The 22,665-nt window shown below is 70.5% G+C and carries 24 protein-coding genes and 1 pseudogene; 18 read left to right on the forward strand and 7 right to left on the reverse strand.

The genetic code is table 11. The annotated features are described in order from the left end of the window. Nucleotides 1-14: 14 nt before the first annotated feature. Entirely contained in the window at nt 15-1,364 is a 1,350-nt protein-coding gene (locus A5700_RS15215; RefSeq protein ID WP_068068627.1) for an FAD-binding oxidoreductase, read from the forward strand. Between the two features lie 238 nt (nt 1,365-1,602). On the opposite strand, the gene A5700_RS15220 is transcribed toward A5700_RS15215, so the two are convergent. From A5700_RS15220 to A5700_RS15230, 3 genes are read right to left on the reverse strand one after another with little or no spacing between them, the layout of a single operon-like run. Continuing rightward, the gene (locus tag A5700_RS15220) at nt 1,603-2,148 is read right to left on the reverse strand and encodes a TetR/AcrR family transcriptional regulator (protein WP_068068696.1); all 546 of its coding nucleotides are present in this window, start codon (nt 2,146-2,148) and stop codon (nt 1,603-1,605) included. 52 nt (nt 2,149-2,200) lie between these two features. Beyond that, complete coding sequence (locus A5700_RS15225) at nt 2,201-3,022, reverse strand: thioesterase family protein (protein ID WP_068068630.1); 822 nt, start codon at nt 3,020-3,022, stop codon at nt 2,201-2,203. A 19-nt stretch (nt 3,023-3,041) separates the two neighbouring features. Further along, nucleotides 3,042-3,860, reverse strand: coding sequence for an SMP-30/gluconolactonase/LRE family protein (locus A5700_RS15230; RefSeq protein WP_068068633.1), 819 nt, complete (start codon nt 3,858-3,860; stop codon nt 3,042-3,044). A 174-nt stretch (nt 3,861-4,034) separates the two neighbouring features. Between A5700_RS15230 and A5700_RS15235 the strand changes: the two genes are divergently transcribed. From A5700_RS15235 to A5700_RS15245, 3 genes are read left to right on the forward strand one after another with little or no spacing between them, the layout of a single operon-like run. Further along, nucleotides 4,035-4,946 carry an acyl-CoA thioesterase II gene (locus A5700_RS15235; protein WP_197502793.1) on the forward strand — a complete coding sequence of 304 codons (912 nt, stop codon included), beginning with the start codon at nt 4,035-4,037 and terminating at the stop codon, nt 4,944-4,946. Nucleotides 4,947-4,958: 12 nt separating this feature from the next. Next, nucleotides 4,959-5,879, forward strand: a complete 921-nt coding sequence (locus tag A5700_RS15240) for an LLM class F420-dependent oxidoreductase (RefSeq protein ID WP_068068640.1) — start codon at nt 4,959-4,961, stop codon at nt 5,877-5,879. After that, a complete protein-coding gene (locus tag A5700_RS15245; RefSeq protein WP_068068643.1) occupies nt 5,879-7,069 on the forward strand; it encodes an acyl-CoA dehydrogenase family protein in 1,191 nt (396 codons plus the stop codon). Before A5700_RS15240 ends, A5700_RS15245 begins: the two co-directional genes overlap by 1 nt. On the opposite strand, the gene A5700_RS15250 is transcribed toward A5700_RS15245, so the two are convergent. Both A5700_RS15250 and A5700_RS15255 read right to left on the reverse strand, forming a co-directional pair. Then, nucleotides 7,041-7,721: a DUF427 domain-containing protein gene (locus tag A5700_RS15250; protein WP_068068646.1), complete on the reverse strand. Its 681-nt coding sequence runs from the start codon at nt 7,719-7,721 to the stop codon at nt 7,041-7,043. The two genes, A5700_RS15245 and A5700_RS15250, sit on opposite strands and share 29 nt — an antisense overlap. 9 nt (nt 7,722-7,730) lie before the next feature. Continuing rightward, entirely contained in the window at nt 7,731-8,228 is a 498-nt protein-coding gene (locus A5700_RS15255; protein ID WP_082960421.1) for a helix-turn-helix domain-containing protein, read from the reverse strand. An 89-nt stretch (nt 8,229-8,317) separates the two neighbouring features. Between A5700_RS15255 and A5700_RS15260 the strand changes: the two genes are divergently transcribed. From A5700_RS15260 to A5700_RS15295, 8 genes are all read left to right on the forward strand, one after another. After that, the gene (locus tag A5700_RS15260) at nt 8,318-9,238 is read left to right on the forward strand and encodes an NmrA family NAD(P)-binding protein (protein ID WP_068068649.1); all 921 of its coding nucleotides are present in this window, start codon (nt 8,318-8,320) and stop codon (nt 9,236-9,238) included. Between the two features lie 61 nt (nt 9,239-9,299). Further along, nucleotides 9,300-10,469: a CaiB/BaiF CoA-transferase family protein gene (locus tag A5700_RS15265; protein WP_068068652.1), complete on the forward strand. Its 1,170-nt coding sequence runs from the start codon at nt 9,300-9,302 to the stop codon at nt 10,467-10,469. A gap of 156 nt (nt 10,470-10,625) precedes the next feature. Next, complete coding sequence (locus tag A5700_RS15270) at nt 10,626-11,201, forward strand: hypothetical protein (protein WP_068068655.1); 576 nt, start codon at nt 10,626-10,628, stop codon at nt 11,199-11,201. A 4-nt stretch (nt 11,202-11,205) separates the two neighbouring features. Continuing rightward, the gene (locus tag A5700_RS15275; protein WP_068068658.1) at nt 11,206-11,910 is read left to right on the forward strand and encodes an NIPSNAP family protein; all 705 of its coding nucleotides are present in this window, start codon (nt 11,206-11,208) and stop codon (nt 11,908-11,910) included. Between the two features lie 47 nt (nt 11,911-11,957). Continuing rightward, a complete protein-coding gene (locus A5700_RS15280) occupies nt 11,958-13,133 on the forward strand; it encodes a cytochrome P450 (protein ID WP_068068705.1) in 1,176 nt (391 codons plus the stop codon). A 1-nt stretch (nt 13,134) separates the two neighbouring features. After that, nucleotides 13,135-14,124 (forward strand): zinc-binding dehydrogenase, encoded by a 990-nt coding sequence (locus A5700_RS15285; RefSeq protein WP_068068661.1) that lies wholly within the window; start codon nt 13,135-13,137, stop codon nt 14,122-14,124. Continuing rightward, nucleotides 14,114-14,857 carry an SDR family NAD(P)-dependent oxidoreductase gene (locus tag A5700_RS15290; protein WP_068068664.1) on the forward strand — a complete coding sequence of 248 codons (744 nt, stop codon included), beginning with the start codon at nt 14,114-14,116 and terminating at the stop codon, nt 14,855-14,857. The genes A5700_RS15285 and A5700_RS15290 overlap by 11 nt, the downstream gene beginning before the upstream one ends. Nucleotides 14,858-14,879: 22 nt before the next feature. Continuing rightward, nucleotides 14,880-15,812 (forward strand): alpha/beta hydrolase fold domain-containing protein, encoded by a 933-nt coding sequence (locus A5700_RS15295; protein ID WP_068068667.1) that lies wholly within the window; start codon nt 14,880-14,882, stop codon nt 15,810-15,812. Here the strand turns inward: A5700_RS15295 and A5700_RS15300 are convergent. Next, entirely contained in the window at nt 15,794-16,900 is a 1,107-nt protein-coding gene (locus A5700_RS15300) for an alcohol dehydrogenase catalytic domain-containing protein (protein WP_068068707.1), read from the reverse strand. The two genes, A5700_RS15295 and A5700_RS15300, sit on opposite strands and share 19 nt — an antisense overlap. A gap of 14 nt (nt 16,901-16,914) precedes the next feature. On the opposite strand from A5700_RS15300, the gene A5700_RS15305 reads away from it, so the two are divergent. Beyond that, nucleotides 16,915-17,397 (forward strand): thioesterase family protein, encoded by a 483-nt coding sequence (locus A5700_RS15305; RefSeq protein ID WP_156671237.1) that lies wholly within the window; start codon nt 16,915-16,917, stop codon nt 17,395-17,397. A gap of 93 nt (nt 17,398-17,490) precedes the next feature. Next, nucleotides 17,491-17,931 carry an SRPBCC family protein gene (locus A5700_RS15310; RefSeq protein ID WP_068068671.1) on the forward strand — a complete coding sequence of 147 codons (441 nt, stop codon included), beginning with the start codon at nt 17,491-17,493 and terminating at the stop codon, nt 17,929-17,931. Nucleotides 17,932-17,971: 40 nt separating this feature from the next. Here A5700_RS15310 and A5700_RS15315 read toward each other — a convergent pair whose 3' ends face one another. Further along, entirely contained in the window at nt 17,972-18,664 is a 693-nt protein-coding gene (locus tag A5700_RS15315) for a GntR family transcriptional regulator (protein WP_068068674.1), read from the reverse strand. Nucleotides 18,665-18,857: 193 nt separating this feature from the next. Here A5700_RS15315 and fadD5 point away from each other — a divergent pair, with 193 nt between their 5' ends. The 4 genes and pseudogenes from fadD5 to A5700_RS15335 all read left to right on the forward strand — a co-directional run. Then, nucleotides 18,858-20,465, forward strand: coding sequence for a fatty-acid--CoA ligase FadD5 (fadD5, locus tag A5700_RS15320; protein ID WP_068068713.1), 1,608 nt, complete (start codon nt 18,858-18,860; stop codon nt 20,463-20,465). 293 nt (nt 20,466-20,758) lie between these two features. Next, nucleotides 20,759-21,574 (forward strand): ABC transporter permease, encoded by an 816-nt coding sequence (locus A5700_RS15325; RefSeq protein WP_068068677.1) that lies wholly within the window; start codon nt 20,759-20,761, stop codon nt 21,572-21,574. A 1-nt stretch (nt 21,575) separates the two neighbouring features. Continuing rightward, nucleotides 21,576-22,445 carry an ABC transporter permease gene (locus A5700_RS15330; protein ID WP_068068680.1) on the forward strand — a complete coding sequence of 290 codons (870 nt, stop codon included), beginning with the start codon at nt 21,576-21,578 and terminating at the stop codon, nt 22,443-22,445. Nucleotides 22,446-22,449: 4 nt separating this feature from the next. Beyond that, nucleotides 22,450-22,665: pseudogene (locus A5700_RS15335) on the forward strand (MCE-family protein MCE1A); the annotation flags it as partial.

The following is a 22,665-nucleotide window of genomic DNA, read 5'->3' on the forward strand; positions in this document are numbered from 1 at the left end:
CTATAACCGCGAGCATGCCCGCCAGCCTCGACGCCCTGAAGGGGATCGTCGGCCCGACCCACGTCGTCACCGACCCCGACGTCGTCGCCGGGCGCAGCGTCGACTACACCGGCCGCTATCGCGGCGCGGCCAGCGCCCTGGTGCGACCCGGCTCGGCGGCGGAGGTGGCCGCGGTGTTGCGGGCGTGCCGCGACGCCGGGACCCACGTCACCGTCCAGGGTGGCCGCACCTCGCTGGTGGCAGGAACCGTCCCCGAGCATGACGACGTGTTGCTGTCCACCGAGCGATTGCGTGAGGTCGGCGACGTCGACACCGTCGAGCGCCGGGTCCGGGCCGGCGCGGGGGCCACGCTGGCCGCGGTGCAACAGGCGGCCGGCGCGGCCGGACTGGTGTTCGGAGTGGACCTGGCCGCCCGCGACACCGCGACGGTCGGCGGGATGGCCGCCACCAACGCCGGCGGGTTGCGGACCGTGCAATACGGCAACATGGGCGAGCAGGTGCTGGGTCTGCAGGTGGCGTTGCCGGACGGGTCCCTGTTGCGCCGCCACAGCCAGGTCCGGCGCGACAACACCGGTTATGACCTGCCGGCGCTGTTCGTGGGCGCCGAAGGCACCCTCGGCGTCATCACGGAGTTGGAGCTGCGGCTGCACCCGACGCCGTCGCACCGGGTGACCGCGGTCTGCGGGTTCGCCGACCTCGACGCGCTCGTCGACGCCGGGCGCACCTTCCGCGACGTCGACGGCGTCGCCGCCCTGGAGCTTATCGACGGGCGCGCCGCGGCGCTCACCGCCGAACATCGCGGTGTCGGCTCCCCGGTCGAGGGGGACTGGCTGCTGCTGGTCGAGCTGGCCGCCGACCACGATCAGACGGAGCGGCTCGCCGACCTGCTCGACGGTGTGCGGCTGGTCGGCGAACCCGCGGTAGGCCTGGATCTTGCCGCACAACAACGGCTTTGGCAGCTACGCGAGGCGCTCGCCGACGTGCTCGGCGTGTACGGGCCGCCGCTGAAGTTCGACGTGTCGCTGCCGTTGGCGGCGATCGACGAGTTCGCCAGCGATGCGGTCGATGTGGTGGCCGAGCACGCGCCCGACGCGCTGCCGGTGTTGTTCGGGCACGTCGGCGAGGGCAACCTGCATCTCAACGTGCTGCGCTGTCCGGCCGAGCGCGAGCAGCGGCTGTACGAGCCGATGATGGACCTGATCGCCCGGCGCGGCGGCAACGTCAGCTCCGAGCACGGGGTCGGCAGCCGCAAACGCCCCTACCTTCAGATGTCGCGGGAGCCCGCGGACGTGGCCGCGATGCGGGCCGTCAAGGCCGCGTTGGATCCGACGGGCTACCTCAACGCCGCGGTGCTGTTCGCCTAGCGAGTGACTTTCCCCGCGGTGCGATCGCCGCGAATGTCACTGTGTGCGAACAGCTGTAGGCGACGGGATATGAAGTGGCCAACCAGGGGGAATCCGCCGGGCCGCTAGCCGGAAGCCGTGCGCTCGCTCAACGTTTCACGTCGCGCACGTCGGCGATGCCGTTGGGCAGCAGCGCCACCGCAGCCGGAATTCGCTCGCGGGGGCCGCTATCAGATCTAAAGGGAAAGCGGTTGGCGGTTCAGCTGCCCTTGATTCCCACCGCGTGCCGCAGCTGCGCCAGGAACTGGTCGGCGTCGTCGCTGCGAACGATGTAGTGCGAGATCGCGATGCGGATCACGGTGGCCGCCTTCACCGCGGCGTTGGGCCCGGGCATGTGGCGCTGCAGCCCCTCGCGCATCTGCGGAATGACGCCGGAGAACTGGGCGATGGTGTATTCGGGTTCCACGTCGACCATGCGAACCCCGGAGTACGAGTGCTGGTATTCGACGATGAACCGCAGCACGGCGTCGAGCTTGTCGACGCCCTTGAGACCCGCCGTGGCCTTGACCAGTCCGCTCTCGAAGATTTGGCGCTCGTAGTGCGAAAACGCCGCCAGCAGCTCCTCCTTGGAGGCGAACCAGCGGTACAACGTCGGGCGGGACACCCCCGCCTGGTTGGCGACGTCGGACAGGCTGAGCTTGGTCTTGCCGTTGCGGCCGAGCACCTCGGCGGTCGCCGAGAGGATGCGCTGGCGCGTCGAGGTGTCGTTGTCGGCGATCGTCGTCGCCCGGGCCGGCTGGCTCATGAGTTCCACGTTCCGAAGGGTCGCCGAGGTGTCATGGTCGTTCGCTCCCACGTTAGGCCCGATCCGGGCGCCGGCGCACCAGCACCGACTGCTGGATGGCGCCCACCGCGCCGCGCTCGTCGAACAGTGTGCCGACCGTCGTCCCGATGCCGTCGGGCCCGTAGCTGGTCTCGGCGCGGATGCCGACCCAGTCCCCGTCGGGGACGCGGAAGACGTGCACGGCCAGGTCGGTGTTGAGGAAGGTCCACTTCTTGATGTCGAGCTTGCTGCCGATGCCGTTGGCGCAGTCGGCCACCGCGAACAGCCGCTCCAGCGCAGTCATCGACTCGCCGGTGACCAGATCCACCGTCGGGTGAATCCAGCTCTCCCCGGGACCCTCGCTCAGTGGCTCGGTCAACCACAGCCAGTCCAGGCTGTGGACGTAGTTGCGGTCCCAGTCGCGCGCCTTGAGGTTGCGGTTGAAGGCCTCGGCCCGCGGGCGGGGCAGCGGCGCGGACGCGTGCGCCAGCGACCGGGTGTCCTGGTGCTGCAGGCGCCATCCGGTGGCCCGTGCCACCGGGCGCGGCGCCCCGTCGGGACCCGGGGCCAGCATCTCGGCGCCGACGAGCTCGATCTGCTTGCCGGGGCGCTGCACCTGTGCCCGCACCCACAGGTCGCCCTCGGCGGGCACCCCGCCCAGCAGGTCGACGACAACGCGGCTGAGCCGGGTATCGGCGCGCCGCTCGCAGCGCTCCAGCGCCCGCACCAGCAGCGCCGACACCGGCCCGCCGTGCTGAATGGACGCCGACCAGGTACCGCGGGCCAGATCCGTCGCCCGGAATCGTTCCCCCAACGCGGCGGCGTGGTCGATCAGCTCGTAATAGGAGTCCGTCATCGCCAGCCCTTCTTCCCTGTCAGGGCAGACCGGCGCCGGGAGTGTCGACCGTGACGGCGTCCAACCGGGACAGCCGCGTGCCTGCCAGGCGCTGAGGATAAGCGTCCGTGCTCGACAGCAGGAACAGTGTGCGGCCTTGCGGGCCGCCGAGGGCGCACGCGACGGCCACCCGATCGCCCATGTCGATGCGGTCGGTGACGGCGCCGCCGGCGACGATCCGCTCGAATTGATGGGCCAGGGTCATCGACGCCCACACGGCGCCGTCGGCGTCCAGGGCGATGCCGTCGGGCGGGCCGTCCAGCGCGTCGGCGAACACCCGCCGGTCGGTCAGCCCGCCGTCCTCGCCGATGGTGAACGCCGTGAGCCGCCTGCCGGTCGATTCGGCGACGATCAATGTGGCGCGATCCGCGGTGATCACCATGCCGTTGGGAAAGTCGAGGTCCTCGGCCACCACCGTGGCGCTGTCGTCCGGGTCGAGCCGGATCAGCACGCCGCCGTGCCGCGCTTGGGAACCGATGTAGGCGCGGCCGGCGTCGTCGACGACCATGTCGCCGAGGTCGGCGGGTGCCAGGTCGACGAGATCGGCGATGGTGACCACGGTCTCCCCGTCGTAGCGCAGCACCTGGCGGTCCTCGGATGACGCGATCAGCAGGCAGCCGTCGGGCCGGAAACCCAGGCCCGACGGGGTGTGGCCGGGCAGCGGCAGGGTGGTCACCGAGCCGCCCATGGTCGCGGTGTGCACCGCCTCGCCCAGCATGTCGGAGAACCACAGCAGCCCCTCGAACCAGCGCGGCCCCTCGCCGAAGCAGAACCCGTTGGCCAGCGGCTCGGGGATCATCGGCTCAGGCCGTGGGCCGTAACTGCGTTACAAAACACCGCAGAAGTGTCATGCAGTCCGGGTGCCGGTGTCAATCCGCGGCGCTGCCGGCCCGGCGCGGGCGGGGCTCGTTAGCCAAGCTTTACAAAGCACGGGTCAAGTGTCACGCTGTGCGGTGAGCTGCGCTCGCCCGGGATGACGAGAGAGGGAGCGGACTTGACGAAGGCTTCTGAGCACGCTGAGCAGACGCAGTGGAGCGTCCAGGGTTTGCTGGACCTGTTCGACGTGCGACCTGATGGCGACGACCGGTTCACCGGTGACACCGGCATCGCGACCGGCGACGAACGCCAGGTGGTCGAGGGCACACAGGTGCTCGCTCAGTCAATCGTGGCGGTGGCCAAACGATTTCCGGACAAGTCGGTGCGCTCGGCGCACGCGGTCTTCTCCCGGGCGGTCGCCGTCGGCCCGCCGATCGAGCTGGCGCTCGACGTGGTCGCCGAGGGTCGCTCGACCGCGACGGCCGTGGTCGCCGTGCATCAGAACGGCCGCCGCTGCCTGAGCATCACGGTGCTCGCCGACGTGCCGACCGCAGACGTCATCCGGCATCACCTGCCGCGCCCCGACGTCGCCGCCCCGGCCGACGCCAACCACGCCGAGATGCCGATGATCGGCCGGGACCTGCGGCTGGTCGACGTGGTGGACGTCAACAGCCCCGACGAGGTGGGGCCCCCGGAGCTGCACGCCTGGCTGCACTACGACCCCATCCCGGCCCGCGACGACCTGGCCAAGGCGCTGCTGGCCTACTTCACCGGACATTTGGGCATCTCCACCACGATGCGCGCGCATCCCGGCATCGGCACCGCCCAGGCGCACCTCACCGTCTCGACCGCACCGATGACCATCTCGGTGGCCTTTCACGAACCGGTGCGCTGGGACGGCTGGCTGCTCTACACCCACGAGAGCACTCAGGTCGGCGCGGGCATGTCCTACGTACGCGGTGCCGTGCACGCCGAGGAGGGCGCCCTGCTGGCGTCGTTCGCGCAGGAGGCGCTGATCAGGCCGTTGCGCACCACCGACGCCGCGATCGACTCCCGGGCGCGGTTCTGACGGCGAGTTCCCGTGCGCTTCACCATCACTCACCCGATGCACAGCCATCCGTACAACCCGGAGCTGCTCAGCGGGGACGGCATCGCCAGGGTGGCGGCGGCCACCGAAGCGGCGGGCATCCACGGCTTCGGATTCACCGATCATCCCGCGCCGTCGCAGCGCTGGCTCGAGGCCGGGGGCCACGACGCCGTGGACCCGTTCGTGGCGCTGGGTTACGCGGCGGCGGTCACCACGACGCTGCGGCTGATCCCCAACGTCGTCGTGCTGCCGTATCGAAACCCGTTCGTGGTGGCCAAGTCCGGGGCGACCCTGGACCTGCTGTCGGGGGGGCGGTTCACCCTCGCCGTCGGGGTCGGCTACCTCAAGCGGGAGTTCGCGGCGCTGGGGGTCTCCTATGACGAGCGCGCCGAGCTGTTCGAGGAGGCGTTGCGGGTGATCCGGGCCATCTGGACCGGCGACGACGTCACGTTCGAGGGCAAACACTTCAGCGCCCGCGGGATCACCGCGCACCCGCGCCCGATCAGCGACCCGCACCCACCCATCTGGATCGGCGGCAACACCGCGGCGTCCCGTCAGCGGGTGGCCCAGTACGGCGACGGCTGGTGCCCCTTCCCCGCACCGCCACACCTGGCGCAGACGGCGGGCACCGCCGTCATCGACTCGGTGCGGGCGCTGTCGGAGTGCATCGACGACCTGCGCCGCCGGTGCGACGCGGCGGGCCGGGACTTCTCGACGCTCGACGTCACCTTCACCAACGTCGAGGGCGGCAGCCCGGCGACGGACGACTTCCAGGCAGACGCCTACTTGGACGGCCTGGAAAAGCTTGCCGCGGTGGGGGTTACGTGGGTCAGCGTGCACCTGCCCGGCGACAGCGTGGCGCACGCGCTGGAAACCCTCGACCGGTTCCGGACCCGAGTGGTCGAGGCTCTCTGATGGACTTCTCCCGCGTCGACCTCGACGCCGACGACGCGGCGTTCCTTCAGCAGACCCGGTCCTTCGTCGAAAAGCACGTCACCGACGAGGTGCTCGCCCGCGACCGGCGGACGGGTGAAAACTTCGACGAGCAGGTGCATTTGGCGCTGGGCGAGGCCGGATATCTGGCGTGGGACTGGAACTGTGAGGCCGAGGGCGGCTTCACCCCGCTGCGCCGCCGCATCTTCGAGCTGGAGATCGCCCGGGCCCACACGCCCTGGTATCACTGGGGGACGACGTCCGTCGTCGCCCGGCTGGTGCAACAGTTCGGCGCGCCGGAGCTGACCGACCGGGTGTTGCCGGGGGTGCTTTCCGGTCAGATCCGGCTCTGTCTGGGCTACACCGAGCCCGACGGCGGCTCCGACGTCGCCACCTGCAAGACCCGCGCGGTCCGGGCGGCCGACGGGGCGTGGATCATCAACGGCGCCAAGATGTTCACGTCGAACGCCCATAACGCCCAATACGTCTTCTTGCTCACCAACACCGATCCCCAGGGGCGCAAGCACCGCAACCTGACCATGTTCCTGGTGCCGCTGGATTCACCGGGCGTCGAGATCCGGGGCATTCGCACCGTGGACGGCGACCGCACCAACATCGTCTTCTACAGCGACGTGCGGGTCGACGATCTCTACCGGATCGGTGAGGTCAACGGCGGGTGGACGGTGATGCGTTCGGCGCTGGATTCCGAGCACGGCATCGGCGAGCGCGACGAGCACGGCCTGCAAGAGATCGCGACGATGGCCGGCCACGGCAACCTGATGGCGGAGGCGGTGGACGCGGTCGCGGCGGCGCTGTCACGGGCCGGCCCGGACGGTCGGCGGCCGGTGGACGACCAGGCCGTCGCGTACCGGCTCGGGCGCTGTGTCGCACGGGTAGAGGCGGCGCAGGGCACGCCCACCATGTTCGGGCGCGTCGCGATCGCCCAGACCATGCGCGACGTCTCCACGGAACTGATGAACCTGCTCGGCGCCGCCGGCGCCCTGCCGACCGACGCCGAGGGTTCACCCGATGGCGGCGCGGCCGAATACGTGTTCCGGCTGGCGGTACCGACCGGCATCTATGGCGGCACCCTCGAGGTGTTCCGCAACATGATCGCCGAGCACGCCCTCGGACTGGGCCGCGCTAGCTACGGCCGGGCAACTGCGCGGTGACGTCCGCGCGCGCCGGGTCGAAGCTCAAAAAGCCCTTGATCGGCAGGCTTTCCGGCGGCGGCTCCGGGTAGCTCCAGGCGACGTCGTCGACCACACGGTCGGCCCCGACGAACGACCAGTAGGTGGCGTAACCCTTGTAGTTGCAGTAACTCGTCGTTGTCGACGGGCGCAGCAGCTCGCCGCGCACCAGCGCCGGATCGACGTAAAGCCTTGGCTCCAAAGCGGTTTCGAAGACGATCACGGTGTCTAGCGTGTCCACCAGTGTCACGCCGCCGATGTGGACCCGCAGGCGGCGCGTTGTCGGGCGGCAGTCGACCCGGTGGTACGGATTGGGCGGATAGTGCACGAGTTCGCGGCCCTCCTCCCGCCAGGTGTCGACCGCGTCCCACGGCACCCGGACATGTCCCGGCGCCTCCGGCTCCGGCTCGGCCGGAAGGTCACCGACCTCCTCGGCGGGAAACAAATAGCTCAGCGGCTGGCCGCGCCGGTGGATCAGCAGGGCCCGTTCGGTGTCGATCACCAGCGCGCCGGCGCGCCAGGCCTGCACGCGGCGCGGGTGGGGCTCCACGTAGACGACGCCGGGCGGGACCGCGGGCGAGAACCACCCGGCCGGCTCGGCGCTGAGCGGGCCGCGCCCGGCTACCAGGGTCATCTTGTGAGGCTAGACCGCGGCCGACGCGCCGCGCCCGCCGCCGGCGCGCCGGATCCGGATGTCGGCCGAGCGGCGCTGGGCGGGGTCGTCGCCGGCCGATACCCGCACCCGCACGGCGCGCCCGGTGTCGGCGTCCACGAACGCCAGCGGGGCCGCGCCGTCCTGGAGGTGGGCGTCCCCCCACTGCACCAGCGCCAGGAAGACGGGCAGGAAATCCTCGCCGGCGTCGGTGAGCCGGTATTCGTCGCGGGCGCGGCGCCCGGGCTCCCGGTACGGCACGCGGACGACGATGCCGGCCGACTCCAGCTGCTTGAGCGCCCGCGACACCGCCGGTGCCGACGTGCCGATTCTCTCCACGAAGTCCTCGAAACGGGTTGTGCCGAAGAACAATTCGCGGACCACCTGGAAGGCGGTCTTGGTGCTGAGCAGTTCGAGGACCTTCGACATCGAGCAGGCGTCGGTGACCGACCAGCGTCGGCGATCCTGCAGTTGCTCCTCGAGCTCCACCGCCTCACCCCTTGACTAACGCTTGCGTTATGCAGATCCCGGTGCTTACATCGTAACTAACGAAGTCGTTACTCAGCAAGGAGGCGGACATGGCCGCGCAGCGGTTGTTCCTCATCACCGGCGCCACCGGAAAGACTGGGGCGCCCACCGTCAAGATCCTGCGCGACGCGGGCCATCGGGTCCGCGCGTTCGTGCACCGCGCCGACGAGCGCTCCGCGCCGCTCGCGGCGCTGGGCGCCGAGATCGTCGAGGGCGACCTGCTCGACTTCCGCGCCGTCAGCTCGGCGATGGCGGGCGTCAGCGCCGCGTATTTCTGCTACCCGATCGCGCCGGGCAACCTGCTGCCGGCCACCGCCATCTTCGCGCAGGCCGCCAGCGAGGCGGGCGTCGAGGCGGTGGTGAACATGTCGCAGATCTCGGCCCGGCGTGAAGCGAAAAGCCATGCGGCGCAGCAGCACTGGATCGCCGAGCGGGTGCTGGATCGATTCGCGTTCACCACCACCCACCTGCATCCGACGTTCTTCGCCGAGTGGCTCACCTGGCAGTGGCGCCGCACCGGCGAGGAGGGCCTGCTGGAGCTGCCGTTCGGTGTCGGGCGGCACGCGCCCATCGCCGCCAGCGACCAGGCCCGCGTCATCGCGGCCATCCTGCAAAACCCGACCCCGCACGACCGCCAGGTATATCCGCTGGTCGGGCCGCGCGAGCTAAACCACTACGAGATCGCCCAGGAGATGTCGGACGCGCTGGGCATCCCGGTGCGTTACCGGCCGGTCGACATCCCCGCCTTCACCGCGCGGCTGGCCGCCGAGGGCTGGTCGGACTTCTTGGCCCAGCACCTGGCCAGTGTGGCGCAGGACTACCAGGACGGGATCTTCGCGGGGGAGAACAACCTCGTCGAGGTGATCAGCGGCCACCCGCCGATGACCGTGGCGGACTTCGTCGCCGCCCACCGCGCCGACTTCGGTGACGACGGCCGTCTCGACCGGCGCCCCACCGCGGTGCCGGCCTGACGGCGCTGCGCGCGAGCACCCTTTCGGTCCGGGGGCGACCCGGTGGAGTAGGAACTAAGCCATGGCTGGACCGATGGAGGGCGTCAGGGTCGTCGAGCTCGGGGTGTGGGTGGCCGGACCGGCCACCGGGGGCATCCTCGCCGACTGGGGCGCCGACGTCGTCAAGATCGAGCCGCCGGCCGGGGACCCGGCCCGCATGTTCGGCCGGATGCTGGGCTGCGACCTGGGCGTCAACCCGCCCTTCGAGATGGACAACCGGTCCAAGCGCAGCGTCGTCGTCGACCTCACCACCACCGAGGGCCGCGACACCGCCTTCGAATTGCTCGCCACCGCAGACGTTTTCGTGACCAATGTGCGCCCCGGCGCCCTGCAACGGCTGGGGCTGGACTTCGCCTCGGTGGCGCAGCGCAACGCCCGACTGGTCTACGGGCTGATCACCGGCTACGGCGACACCGGGCCCGACGCGGACCGCGCCGCCTACGACGTCGCCGCATTCTGGTCGCGCGCCGGCGTGGCCCACCTGTTGACCCGGCCCGGCGACACGCCCCCGTTCCAACGGGGCGGCATGGGCGACCACTCGGCCGGGATGACGCTGGCCGCGGCCGTCTGCGCGGCGCTGGTGGCCCGCGCCCGCACCGGCGCGGGCCAGCTGGTGACCACCTCGCTGTACCGCCAGGGCGCCTACACGGTCAGCTTCGACCTCAACACCTACCTGATGAGCGGCCAGCCGATCGCGATCGGCCGGCGCGAGTCGATGGGCAATCCCTGCATGAACAACTACGCCGCCGCCGACGGTCGACGGTTCTGGATCGTCGGGCTCGAGCCCGAGCGGCACTGGCCGGCGCTGTGTCGCGCGGTGGGCCGCCCCGAATGGGGCGAGGACCCCCGGTTCGCCGACGCCCGCGCCCGCGCCGCGAACTCGGTGCAGTTGATCGCCGAACTGGACGCCGTCTTCGCGACGCGGCCGCTCGACGAGTGGGCCGACGTGTTCGCCGGGGAGCCCGATTTCTTCTGGTCACCGGTGAACAGCCTCGAGGACGTCGTGGCCGACGCGCAGTTCCACGCCGCGGGCGGCATCGTCGACGTTCCGGACGGCAACGGGGTCATCCCGATGGTGGCCACGCCCGCGGACTTCCACGGCACGCCCTGGGCGCCTCGTTCGGCGGCACCGGAGCTCGGCCAGCACACCGAGGAAGTCCTCGCCGAACTCGCGGCGCGCCGGCAGACCTGAGCCGTCGAACCTTTACAAAATCCGGTACCAGTGTCACGCTGTCCGGTGAGCCACGGCGCCGGGCGGTGCGTCGCGGCCGCAGCCGATGACAAACCCCATGGGACACGCGCAGCGACGCCGGTGCACTCCCGGCGCGCGGTGGTGAGGAATGGATCGATGGTCGCTCCGACGTTCAAGGTCAGCAGAAGCAGCAGCGCTGCGCCGCTCCGGGACACCGAACGGCTGCGCTACCGGCTCGACGTCGTGGCCTGCAGCGTCGCCGACCTCATCCAGTCGGCCGGCGGCTGGCTCTACGACCGCGCGATGGCCGGCTGGGAAGTGACCGCGCTGCTTCCCGACGGCTGCGACGACCGCGCGCTGCGGATCCTCGGCGTGCGCGGCCTCGGCCTGGAAGAGCGGTTCGCCACCCTGGGCACCGGCTCGACGAGCCACACCCTGGCCGTCAGCGCGGAGGCGCTCAGCGTCGACACGCGGGTGCGCGACACGGTGCTGCGGTCCCTGGACGACCGCATGACCGAGGTCGCCCTGTGGGGCCGCTCCGCCCAGGAGTGGCCGCTGCGCGTCAACCGGCTGATCACCCGCTCGCAACACCGGTTGAGCGCGGCGGCCCGCACCTTCAAGGGCTACGCGCTTGCCGCGGAAGGCGTTTCGGGGATCACGGTCGACCCGGTCGAGGCGTTGCTGTGCGATGTCCGCTCGCCGATCGACACCGAGCTGATCCGGCTCGACTGAGCGCATGCGGAAGTACCACAGTCACACGCTGCTCTACCTGCACGAGACCGTCTCCCTGGGATCCGGCCGCAGCGACGGCTTCACCGAGGTATTCACCGAGGTCTACCGGCCGATGCTCGAACAGCTCGGCGCCCGGCTGTTCGCCCTGTGGGAGTCCACGCCCTACAACGGCCATTGGCCGCAGGTGACGATCGTCTGGGAGATCGACGGGTTCGCCGACTACGCGCGAATCGGTGCCGCTCAGACCCGCGGCGGTAGCCACGAGGCGGCGGCCCGGGACTGGTCGGCCTACCTGGCCGGAATCGGCGCTTCGGGCGAGGGCCGCATCATGTACCCGGGGCCCAGCAACCGGACCCTCGGGCAGTTGCGGGACGCGAAATTCACCGCGCCGCTGGTGATTCAGGAGATCATGCAGACCAAGCCGGGGCGCCAGGACGACTACGTCCGTGAGCTGGAGCGGCTCTACGTGCCATGGTCGGAACGCACCGGCAAACGCTGGCTCGGGTCGTTCACCACCACGTTTCGCTACAACGAGGTCATCCACTACTGGGCCCTCGACGGCGGCTGGGACTGCTTCGCCGAGCACTACCCCTCGTGGAAGGAGAACCCGCCCGCCGAGATCGTGACCTGGATGAGCGTGGCACCCGCCCTGCGCGACGGCTGGGAAGACTCCATCCTTCAGGCCCTACCGCCGTCACCGCTGCAGTGACCGTGACGGGCACCGACTTTCGCTACGACCCGTTCGACGCGGCGGTGATGGCCGACCCGCTGCCGTTCTACCGCGTCCTGCGCGACGAACACCCGGTGTACTACCTGCCGCAATGGGACACCTTCGCCCTGTCGCGGTTCGACGACATCTGGCAGGTGCTGGAGGTCAACGACGGAACCTTCGTCGCCTCGGAGGGCACGCTACCGCCCGCCTCGGCGCTGGCCCGGCACAACGACGGGCCGGTCGCAGACCCGCCCCTGCACCCCCTGCCGTTCCACGCGGTGTTCGACACCGACCTCTACGCCGAGATCCGGCGCGCACACTCGGCACCGCTGCGGCCGCGGGCGGTCACCGGCCTGGCGGACCGCATCCGCGCGCTGGCCAACGAGCGCCTCGACGAATTGCTGCCCCGCGGCTCGTTCGACCTGACCCAGGACTACGGCGGCATCGTCGCCGCCACCATGGTGTGCGAATTAGTCGGCCTGTCAACCGATCTCGCGCCCCGGGTACTGGCGGCCGTCAACGCCGGCAGCCTGTCCGCACCCGGCGAGGGGGTCGACACCGCGCAGGCCCGGCCCAACTACCTGGACTTCCTGACCCCTGTGGTCCGCCGCCGGCGCACCGACGCCTCGGGCGGACCGCTGCCCGTCGTCGACGGCCTGCTGCGCTACCGCCTGCCCGACGGCAGCGCGCTGTCCGACGCGGAGGCCGCGACGCAGATGCTCTGCATCTTCATCGGCGGGACGGAGACCGTGCCGAAAATCGTCGCCCACGGGTTGTGGGAACTCAGCCGGCGCCCCGAGCAGCTGGCCGCCGTGCGCGCCGACCCGGCGGTCAACGTAGCGCTCGCCCGCGAGGAGATGATCCGGTATTGCGCACCCGCCCAATGGTTCGCGCGAACGGTGCGGCGGCCCTTCACGATTCACGGCACCACGATCAAGCCGGGCCAGCGCGTCATCACCCTGCTGGCCTCGGCCAACCGCGACGAGCGGGAGTATCCCGAGCCCGACGCCTTCGTCTGGGACCGGCCGATCCGCCGCTCGCTGGCGTTCGGGCGCGGCCAGCACTTCTGCCTCGGTTACCACCTGGCCAGGCTGGAAATTGACGTGCTGCTCACCGAATGGCTGCGCCGCGTCCCCGATTACACCGTCGACGGGGACGCCGCCACCCGGTTGCCGTCGAGCTTCCAGTGGGGATGGAACACGATCCCGGTGGCGGTCTGAGGTGTGGTCCTACCGCATCGTCGCGCCGTACGAATTCGAGCGCACCTCGATCCCGCAACCCACACCCGACGACCTCGCCGACGGCCAGGTCCTGCTGCGGTTCGCCGCCGCCGGAGTGTGCGGCAGCGACCTGCCCGCCTTCCGCGGCACGCGGGGCCCGTTGCCGGGCGACGACGGGCCGAGCGCGGCCGGCAAGGACGGCTTTCCCATCCACGAGGTCGCCGGTGAGGTGATCGCCAGCCGGCATGCCGGCCACCGCCCGGGCGATCGCGTCGTCGGCTGGGCCTCCGGGTTCGACGGCCTGATGGAACGGGTCGTCAGCGACGGTGACGGGCTGGCCCCCTACGATCCGGCGCTGCGCCCGGCGCAGGCCATCGCGCTGCAACCGTTGGCGTGTGTCCTCTACGCCTGCGAGCAGCTGCCGGATCTGGCGGGCCGCCGCGTCGCCGTCCTCGGCCAGGGCTCCATCGGCCTGCTGTTCTCCTACGTCGCCAAGGCGGCCGGCGCCCGGTGCGTCACCGGCGTGGACCCCGTCGACCGGCGCCGGCTCGCACGCGTTTTCGGCGTCGACGAGGCGGTCCGGGCCACCAGCGACCGGTGGGTGAGCCGGCTGGGCGCCGCGGACCGCGCGGACGTGGTGATCGAGGCCGTGGGTCATCAGGTCGCGACCCTGGCGCACGCCATTGACGCGGCCGCGCCGGGCGGCACCGTCTTCTATTTCGGCGTCGCCGACGACGAGGCCTACCCGATCAGCATGCGCAGCATGCTGCGCAAGAACCTGACGCTGAAGTCCGGGGTCACGCTGGACCGCCGTCGCATGCTGGAGTTGGCGGGCAAGTTCGTCGCCGAGCACCCCGGGCTGCTCGAGGCGTACCTCACCCACACCTTCGACGTCGACGACGTGCAGAGCGCCTTCGGGCTGGCCTGCACACCGGACCCCGAACGGATCAAGATTGCGATCGCCACGAAAGAGCGCGCCGATGACGGGTGACGCGGCGGGCCCGCGCGTGGCGGTGGTCACCGGCGCGGCCGGCGGGCAAGGTCGTGCTATCACGAAACGCCTTGCCGAAGAAGGGTTTTCGGTAGCCGCCTGCGACCGGCGCACCGGCGAGTTGGACGCGGCCGTCGGCGAGCTGGGCGATGCCCGGGTGCTGCCCCTCGCCCTGGACGTTACGTCCGCCGCCCAATGGGAGACGGTGGTGCGGCGGGTCGTCGACCGGTTCGGCGCCCTGAGCGCGCTGGTCAACTGCGCCGGCGTGCTGCACCGCACGCCGTTGGCCGACGAGACGGCCGAGGGCTTCGAAAGCGCCTGGCGCGTCAACTGCCTGGGCGCCTTCCTGGGGATGCGGGCGGCGCTCGGGCCGCTGCGCGAGGCACCCGGCGCCTCGATCGTCAACATCTGCAGCACCGGCGCGATCCGCCCGTTCCCGCAGCACACCGCCTACGGCTCCGCGAAGTGGGCGCTGCGCGGCCTGACCCAGGCGGCGGCGGCCGAACTGGCCCCGGCGGGCGTCCGGGTCAACGCGGTGTTCCCCGGGCCCATCGCCACCCCGATGCTCGATCAGGCCACCCAGACCCGGTTGGCCGACACTGCGATGTTCGGGCGGATCGGCCGGCCCGGCGAGGTGGCCGACGCCGTCGCGTTCCTGGTCTCCGAACGAGCGTCGTTTGTCACGGGCTCCGAACTGGTCGTCGACGGCGGGCAATGCCTCCAGATCCCGTGACCGAGCGCGGCGGGCCCCGGCCGTGACGTACCTGGACGGCACCGACCGGCTGGACCCACAGCTGCGCGCGCTCGCCACCACAAGGGCCGACTTCTCTTTAGAGGCAATACAACTGAGCCGCCGACCGTTCAACGAACGCCGGCGCGCCGCGGCCGACCTCGTCGACGTTCGGGGCGTGTCGATCACCGACGGCGTCGCGGCCGGCGTGCCGGTGCGGATCTACCGCGGCGCCCCCGCCGCGCCGGCACCGGCCGTCGTCTACTGCCACGCCGGCGGATTCGCGCTCGGCAACCTGGACACCGACCAGCGCCAGTGCGTCGAACTCGCGCGGCGCGGCCGGTGCACGGTCGTGTCCGTCGACTACCGGCTGGCCCCGGAGCACCCGTACCCGGCGGCGCTCGACGACGCGGCCGCCGTGCTGCGCTGGGTGGCCGCCGAGCCCACCGGTGTCGGCGTCGACCCGGCGCGCCTGGCCGTCGCGGGCAGCAGCGCGGGCGCCGCCCTCGCCGCCTGCCTGGCGCACGCCTCGGCCGGCGGGTCGCTGCCGCCGCTGCGGCTGGCGCTGCTGCACCAGCCGGTGCTCGACGACCGCCCCACCGGGTCGAAGGCCGAGTTTCGGGCCAGCCCGGCGTTCGACGCGCAGGCCGCCGAGCTGATGTGGAGCCACTACCTGGGTCGGACCGCCGCCACCGCGGCGGCCGCGCCCGCCCGCCACCGCGAATTCGCCGGCCTGCCAATGGCGTTGATCACCTGCGCGGAGATCGACCCGTTTCGCGACGAGGCGATCGGCTACGCGCAGCAGCTGTGGCGCGCCGGCGTCTCCACCGGGCTGCACGTGTTCTCGGGAACCTGTCACGGGTTCGACTCGCTGATGCCCGACTCGCCGGTGGCGCAGCGGCTGTTCGCCGTGCAGGGCGACGCCCTGCGACGGGCCTTTCAGAACTCGATGAGCTGACGCACCGCGGTGCCGTCGGCCAGGTGGTCCATCGCCTCGTTGATGTCCTCGAGCCGAATGGTCGACGACACCAACGCCTCCACCGGCAGCCGGCCGGACTGCCACAGCTCGACGAACCGCGGAATGTCACGGCTGGGCACCGCGGAGCCCAGGTAGCTGCCGATCAGCGACCGGCCCTCGGCCACCAAACCCAACGGCGACACCGAGATTCGCGCGCTCGGCGGCGGCAGGCCCACGGTGATGGTGCGGCCGCCCGGCGCGGTCAACGCGATGGCGGTCTCCAGCGCGGCGGGGTGGCCGACGGCCTCGATCACCACCGCGGCCTTGACGGACGCGTCGGCGGCCTGCTGCGGGGTGTAGGTGTCGTGGACGCCCAACCGGCGTGCGGCGGCCAGCTTCTCCGGCAATTGGTCGACGGCGACGACGCGCACGCCGTCGTAGGTCAGCGCCGTGAGCACCGCCGCCATGCCGACGCCGCCCAGGCCGACGACCGCGACGGCCTGGCCGGGCCGCGGAGCGCCGACGTTGAGCACCGCGCCACCCCCGGTGAGCACCGCGCAGCCGAGCAGCGCGGCGATCTGCGGCGGCACGTCGTCGGGCACCGCCACAGCGCTGGCCCGGTTCACCACCGCGTGCGTCGCGAAACCGGACACCCCCAGGTGGTGGAACACCCGATCGCCGGAGCGATGCAGCTTGATGTCACCGCCGAGCAGCGTGCCGGCGTTGTTGGCCGCACTGCCCGGTTCGCACGGCGTGAGGCCCCCGGTGGCGCAGGCCGCGCAGTGGCCGCAGCGCGGCAGGAACACCAGCACCACCCGCTGACCGATCGCGAGGTCGTCGACCCCAGGGCCCACCTGCTCGACGATGCCCGCGGCCTCGTGGCCGAGCAGCATCGGCGTCGGTCGGACCCGGTTACCGTCGACGACCGACAGGTCGGAGTGGCAGATCCCGGCCGCCTCGATGCGCACCAGCACCTCGCCGTCGCCCGGCTGTCCCAGTTCCAGGTCGATGACGCTGATGGGACGGGACTGCGCGTAGGGGCGGGGCGAACCGATGTGGTCCAGCACCGCGCCCCGAATCTGAACCATGCTGAAATACAACCATGAGTTCCGCCCCGGTGGTTCCGCCCGCTCCGGAGAAGCTGACCAGCAACGACTTTCCGGTGCTGTGGCCGGTGCTGACCCGCTGGGCCGACAACGACATGTTCGGCCACCTCAACAACGCGGTTTACTACCAGCTTTTCGACACGGCCATCAACGCCTGGATCAACACCAGCACCGGGCTGGACCCGCTCACCACGCCCGCGCTGGGCATCGTCGCCGAGTCGGGGTGCCGGTACTTCTCGGAGCTGCACTTCCCGGAAACCCTGTCGGTGGGCCTGGCGGTCACCCGATTGGGCCGCAGCAGCGTCACCTATCGGCTGGGCGTCTTCCGGGCGCCGGCCGACCAGGGGGACGACCCGGCGCAGCCGATCACCGCGCTGGGCCATTGGGTGCACGTCTACGTCGACCGGACCACCCGCAAGGCCGTCGGGATTCCCGACGCCGTGCGGGCCCTGCTGGCCACCGCCCAAGTGGACCGCTGACCCCGAGAAACGTTTTCCCGCCGGGGCTTTCGCCGTCGTCGGCCGCCGCGTCGCGCCGCCCGGGCGCGACGGCCGCCCCGCTATGCTTCGCCAATGCCAGTCTTGAGCAAGACCGTCGAGGTGAGTGCGGACGCCGCGTTGATCATGTCCATCGTCGCCGACTTCGAGTCGTACCCCCGGTGGAACGAGGAGATCGAAGGGCTGTGGGTGCTGGCCCGCTACGACGACGGGCGGCCCAGCCAGTTGCGGCTCGACACCGACTATCAAGGCATGAAGGGCGTCTTCATCCAGGCCGTGTACTACCCCGGGGAGAACCAGATTCAGACCGTCCTGCAGCAGGGCGACCTGTTCACCAAGCAGGAACAGCTGTTCAGCGTGGTGGCGATGGGGCCGACGAGCCTGCTGACTGTCGACATGGACGTCGAGACGTCGATGCCGGTGCCCGCGCCGATGGTCAAGCAGCTGCTCAACAACGTCCTGGACCACCTCGCGGGGAAGCTTAAGGAACGCGCCGAGCAACTCGCCGCGACGTGACGCGGGCGGCGGCGACCGGCCCGACCCGGCGGTGCGCCGCTCAGTCGAACACCGCGGTGCGCTTGCGCAGCTCGCGCAGCCGGTCCGCAGCGTCAGTGAACTGCCACACGGTGTGCTCGACGACGGCCGCGGTGTCCCGCCGGCGCAGCGCGCCGATCAGCTGCCGGTGGTTATCCACCGCGGCCCGCCCCCATTCGGGGTCGCCCGCGTAGACCGGCACCGGCATGTACCGCGCGGCGTTGAGCAAAAACCACGCCAGCTTGATCCGCCCGCCGGCCTGGTTGAACACGCGGTGGAACGCGAACTCGATGCCCGCGATCGTCTCGGCGTCGCTGGACCCGACGGCCGCGGCGAGGGTCTCGTTGATGCGGTCCAATTCGGTGATCTGGGCGTCGGTGATGTGCGCGGTCGCCGCGACGGCCAATTCCTTGGCGATTGTGGCCTGCAACCAGAAGATGTCCTCGATGTCCTGCTCGGTCAGCGGCAGCACCACGTGACCCCGGTGCGGTTCGAGCTGCACCATCCCCTCGCCGCGCAGTTTGAGTAGGGCCTCCCGCACGGGGGTGACGCTGACGCCGAGCTCGGCCGCCGTCTCGTCGAGCCGGATGAAGGTGCCGGCCCGCAACCTGCCCGACATGATCGCCGCCCGCAGGTGCCCGGCCACCTCGTCGGACAGCTGCGCCCGCCGCAACGGCCGCCGACCCCTCGTCCGGATGGATGTCGGTGCGTTCACAGGGCTGCCAGGGCTTTCGGGGGTGACGGCGGACGCCGCGGTGAAGTTTTGTCCGGGTTTCGAATGGGTTTCGACTGTGACCGTCGGGTCTTGTCAGCGACCGGTGCAGGCCATAGTGTGACCCAGACAACACCATGTTTTATCAAATATCAACCCGGCGCAAGCGGTGCGCGAGTGAAGGGAAGTGCTGCGTTTGACCGCGCAACTGGCCAACCATCCGGCGCGAGGACCGCACCCGTCCGCGGGGCAGCCGTACCTCGCGCGCCGTCAGAACTGGGTGAACCAGCTGGAACGGCACGCGCTGATGCAGCCGGACGCGACGGCGTTGCGATTCCTGGGCAAGACGGTCACCTGGGGCACCCTGCGCCACCGGGTCGCGGCGCTGGCCGACGCGCTGAGCCGCCGTGGCGTCGGCTTCGGCGATCGCGTGATGATCCTGATGCTCAACCGCACCGAGTTCGTCGAGGCGACGCTGGCCGTCAACATGCTCGGGGGCATCGCGGTTCCGCTGAACTTCCGGCTGACCGCGCCGGAGATCGCCTTCCTGGTCCAGGACTGTGCGGCCCGGGTGGTCGTCACCGAACCGGTCCTGGCCCCGGTGGCCGTCGCGGTCCGCGAGATCGACGGGCTGCTGGACACCATCGTGGTGGCGGGGGCGCCGACCGACGACGGTGTGCTGGGCTACGAGGACCTCATCGACGAACCCGGTGAGCTGGCCGAACCCGCCGACATCCCCAACGACTCGCCGGCGCTGATCATGTACACCTCCGGCACCACCGGGCGCCCCAAGGGCGCGGTGCTCACACACACGAACCTCACCGGCCAGACCATGACGGGCCTGTACACCAACGGCGCCGACATCAACGGCGACGTCGGCTTCATCGGCGTGCCGTTCTTCCACATCGCGGGGATCGGCAACATGCTCACCGGCCTGTTGCTCGGCCTCCCCACCGTCATATATCCGCTCGGCGCGTTCGAACCCGGCCAGCTGCTCGACGTCTTGGCCGCCGAGAAGGTGACCGGACTCTTCCTGGTGCCCGCGCAATGGCAGGCCGTCTGCGCCGAGCAACGCGCGCGCCCCCGCGACCTGAAGTTACGGGTGATCTCGTGGGGCGCGGCACCGGCGCCGGACGCGCTGCTGCGGGAGATGTCCGCGATCTTTCCGGGCTGCCAGATCCTCGCGGCGTTCGGCCAGACGGAGATGTCGCCGGTCACCTGCATGCTGCTGGGCGAGGACGCGATCCGCAAACGCGGGTCGGTCGGCAAGGTCATCCCGACGGTCGCCGCCCGGGTCGTCGACGAAAACATGAACGACGTCCCCGTCGGTGAAGTCGGCGAAATCGTCTATCGCGCACCAACTTTGATGAGCGGCTACTGGAACAACCCGGAGGCCACCGCCGAGGCGTTCGCCGGTGGCTGGTTCCATTCGGGGGACCTGGTCCGCATGGATGCCGACGGCTACTTGTGGGTGGTCGACCGCAAGAAGGACATGATCATCTCCGGCGGGGAGAACATCTACTGCGCCGAGGTGGAGAACGTGCTGGCCAGCCACCCCGCCATCGTCGAGGTCGCCGTCATCGGCCGGTCGCACGAGAAGTGGGGCGAGGTGCCGATCGCGGTGGCGGCCGTGGCGGGCGATACCTTGCGGCTCGACGACCTCGCCGACTTCCTTGCCGAGCGGCTCGCCCGCTACAAGCATCCGAAGGCGCTCGAGATCGTCGACGCGCTGCCGCGCAACCCCGCCGGGAAGGTTCTCAAGACTGAGCTAAGGGTCCGCTATGGCGCCGCGACCAACGACTAGATCCGTTCTACGGCAAGAGATTCAACGATTTGACTTGGACAGTGAGGGGAGCTGTAACGTTTGCCCGCTGTTGGCGAAGGGTTAATTGTGCGGATGCGGTTCACACGTTCGAGACCATCGGGTACATTCCTGTGGTCTCCGTTACTACTTGCCAGTAGGGAGCCGATGGTCACAGTAGTGGGGTCGCGGCGAGGTGGGGGCGTCCTCGACCGCGCGGCGGCGGGGGAGCGAGACGTACTACACGATCCGCCGCGGTGCCGAGAGGCGCGTGGCGGCGGCTTGAGGGGGCAACGGTGACTTCGACGTCGACGAGTCGACGGGGCCCCTACCTGGTCGGCTACGTGCGCGACCAGCTGCAGACGCCGCTGACCCTCGTCGGGGGCTTCTTCCGGATGTGCGTGCTCACCGGGCGCGCGCTGTTCCGCTGGCCGTTCCAGTACCGCGAATTCATCCTGCAGTGCTGGTTCATCATGCGGGTGGCATTCCTGCCGACCATCATGGTCTCGATCCCGCTGACCGTGCTGTTGATCTTCACCCTGAACGTGCTGCTGGCCCAGTTCGGCGCCGCAGACCTGTCCGGCGCCGGCGCCGCGATCGGCGCCGTCACCCAGCTCGGCCCGCTGACCACCGTGCTGGTGGTCGCGGGGGCCGGCTCGACGGCCATCTGCGCGGACCTCGGCGCCCGCACCATCCGCGAAGAGATCGACGCGATGGAGGTCCTCGGCATCGACCCCATCCACCGGCTGGTGGTGCCCCGCGTGATCGCCGCGACCCTGGTCGCGACGCTGCTCAACGGCTTGGTCATCACCGTGGGACTGGTCGGTGGCTACCTGTTCGGCGTCTACCTGCAAAACGTCTCGGGCGGCGCCTACCTCGCCACCCTGACCACCATCACCGGCCTGCCGGAGGTGGTGATCGCGACGGTCAAGGCCGCGATCTTCGGACTGATCGCCGGGCTGGTCGGCTGCTACCGCGGGTTGACCGTGCGCGGTGGCTCGAAGGGCCTGGGTACCGCGGTCAACGAGACTGTCGTGCTCTGCGTCGTCGCGCTGTACGCGGTCAACGTGGTGCTGACGACCATCGGTGTGCGATTCGGAACGGGTCACTGACATGTCAACCGCTGCCGTCCTACGCTCCCGGTTCCCCCGGGCGGCGGAAAACCTCAACCGCTACGGCGGTGCCGCGGCCCGCGCGCTCGACGACATCGGCCAGATGGCCTGGTTCGGCGCCGTCGCCGTCGGGCACATGCCGCACGCGCTGCGCCACTACCGCAAGGAGACCCTGCGGCTCATCGCCCAGATCGGCATGGGCACCGGCGCCATGGCCGTCGTCGGCGGCACGGTCGCCATCGTCGGGTTCGTGACCCTGTCGGGCAGCTCGCTGGTCGCCATCCAAGGCTTCGCCTCCCTGGGCAACATCGGCGTCGAGGCGTTCACCGGCTTCTTCGCCGCCCTGATCAACGTGCGCATCGCCGCCCCGGTGGTCACCGGCATCGCGATGGCCGCCACCGTCGGTGCCGGCGCCACCGCTGAGCTGGGCGCCATGCGGATCAGCGAGGAGGTCGACGCCCTGGAGGTCATGGGCATCAAGTCGATCTCGTTTTTGGCCACCACCCGCATCATGGCCGGCCTGGTCGTCATCATCCCCATCTACTCGTTGGCGATGATCATGTGCTTCCTGTCGCCGCAGATCACCACGACCGTCCTCTACGGGCAGTCCAACGGCACCTACGAGCACTACTTCCGCACGTTCCTGCGGCCCGACGACGTCTTCTGGTCGTTCCTCGAGGCCATCATCATCACCGCGGTCGTGATGATCACGCACTGCTTCTACGGGTACAACGCCGGCGGCGGACCGGTGGGCGTGGGCGAGGGGGTCGGCCGGTCAATGCGCTTCTCTTTGGTGTCGGTGCAGGTCGTGGTTCTGGCCGCCGCGTTGGCGCTCTACGGCGTCAACCCGAACTTCGCGCTGACGGTGTAGCGCCATGCCGTCCCCGAGTCAGAAGAACGCGCAGCGGACCCCGCCCTACAAGTGGGTCGGCTTGGCGGCCCTGCTCGTCGCCGCGCTGGCGCTGGGCCTGGTCTACGGACAGTTCCGCGGTGACTTCACCCCCAAGGCGTCGTTGACGATGCTGGCCGCGCGGGCGGGGTTGGTGATGGATCCGGGGTCGAAGGTGACCTATAACGGGGTGGAGATCGGT

Source organism: Mycobacterium sp. E1214 (assembly GCF_001666755.1).
Classification (GTDB): domain Bacteria; phylum Actinomycetota; class Actinomycetes; order Mycobacteriales; family Mycobacteriaceae; genus Mycobacterium.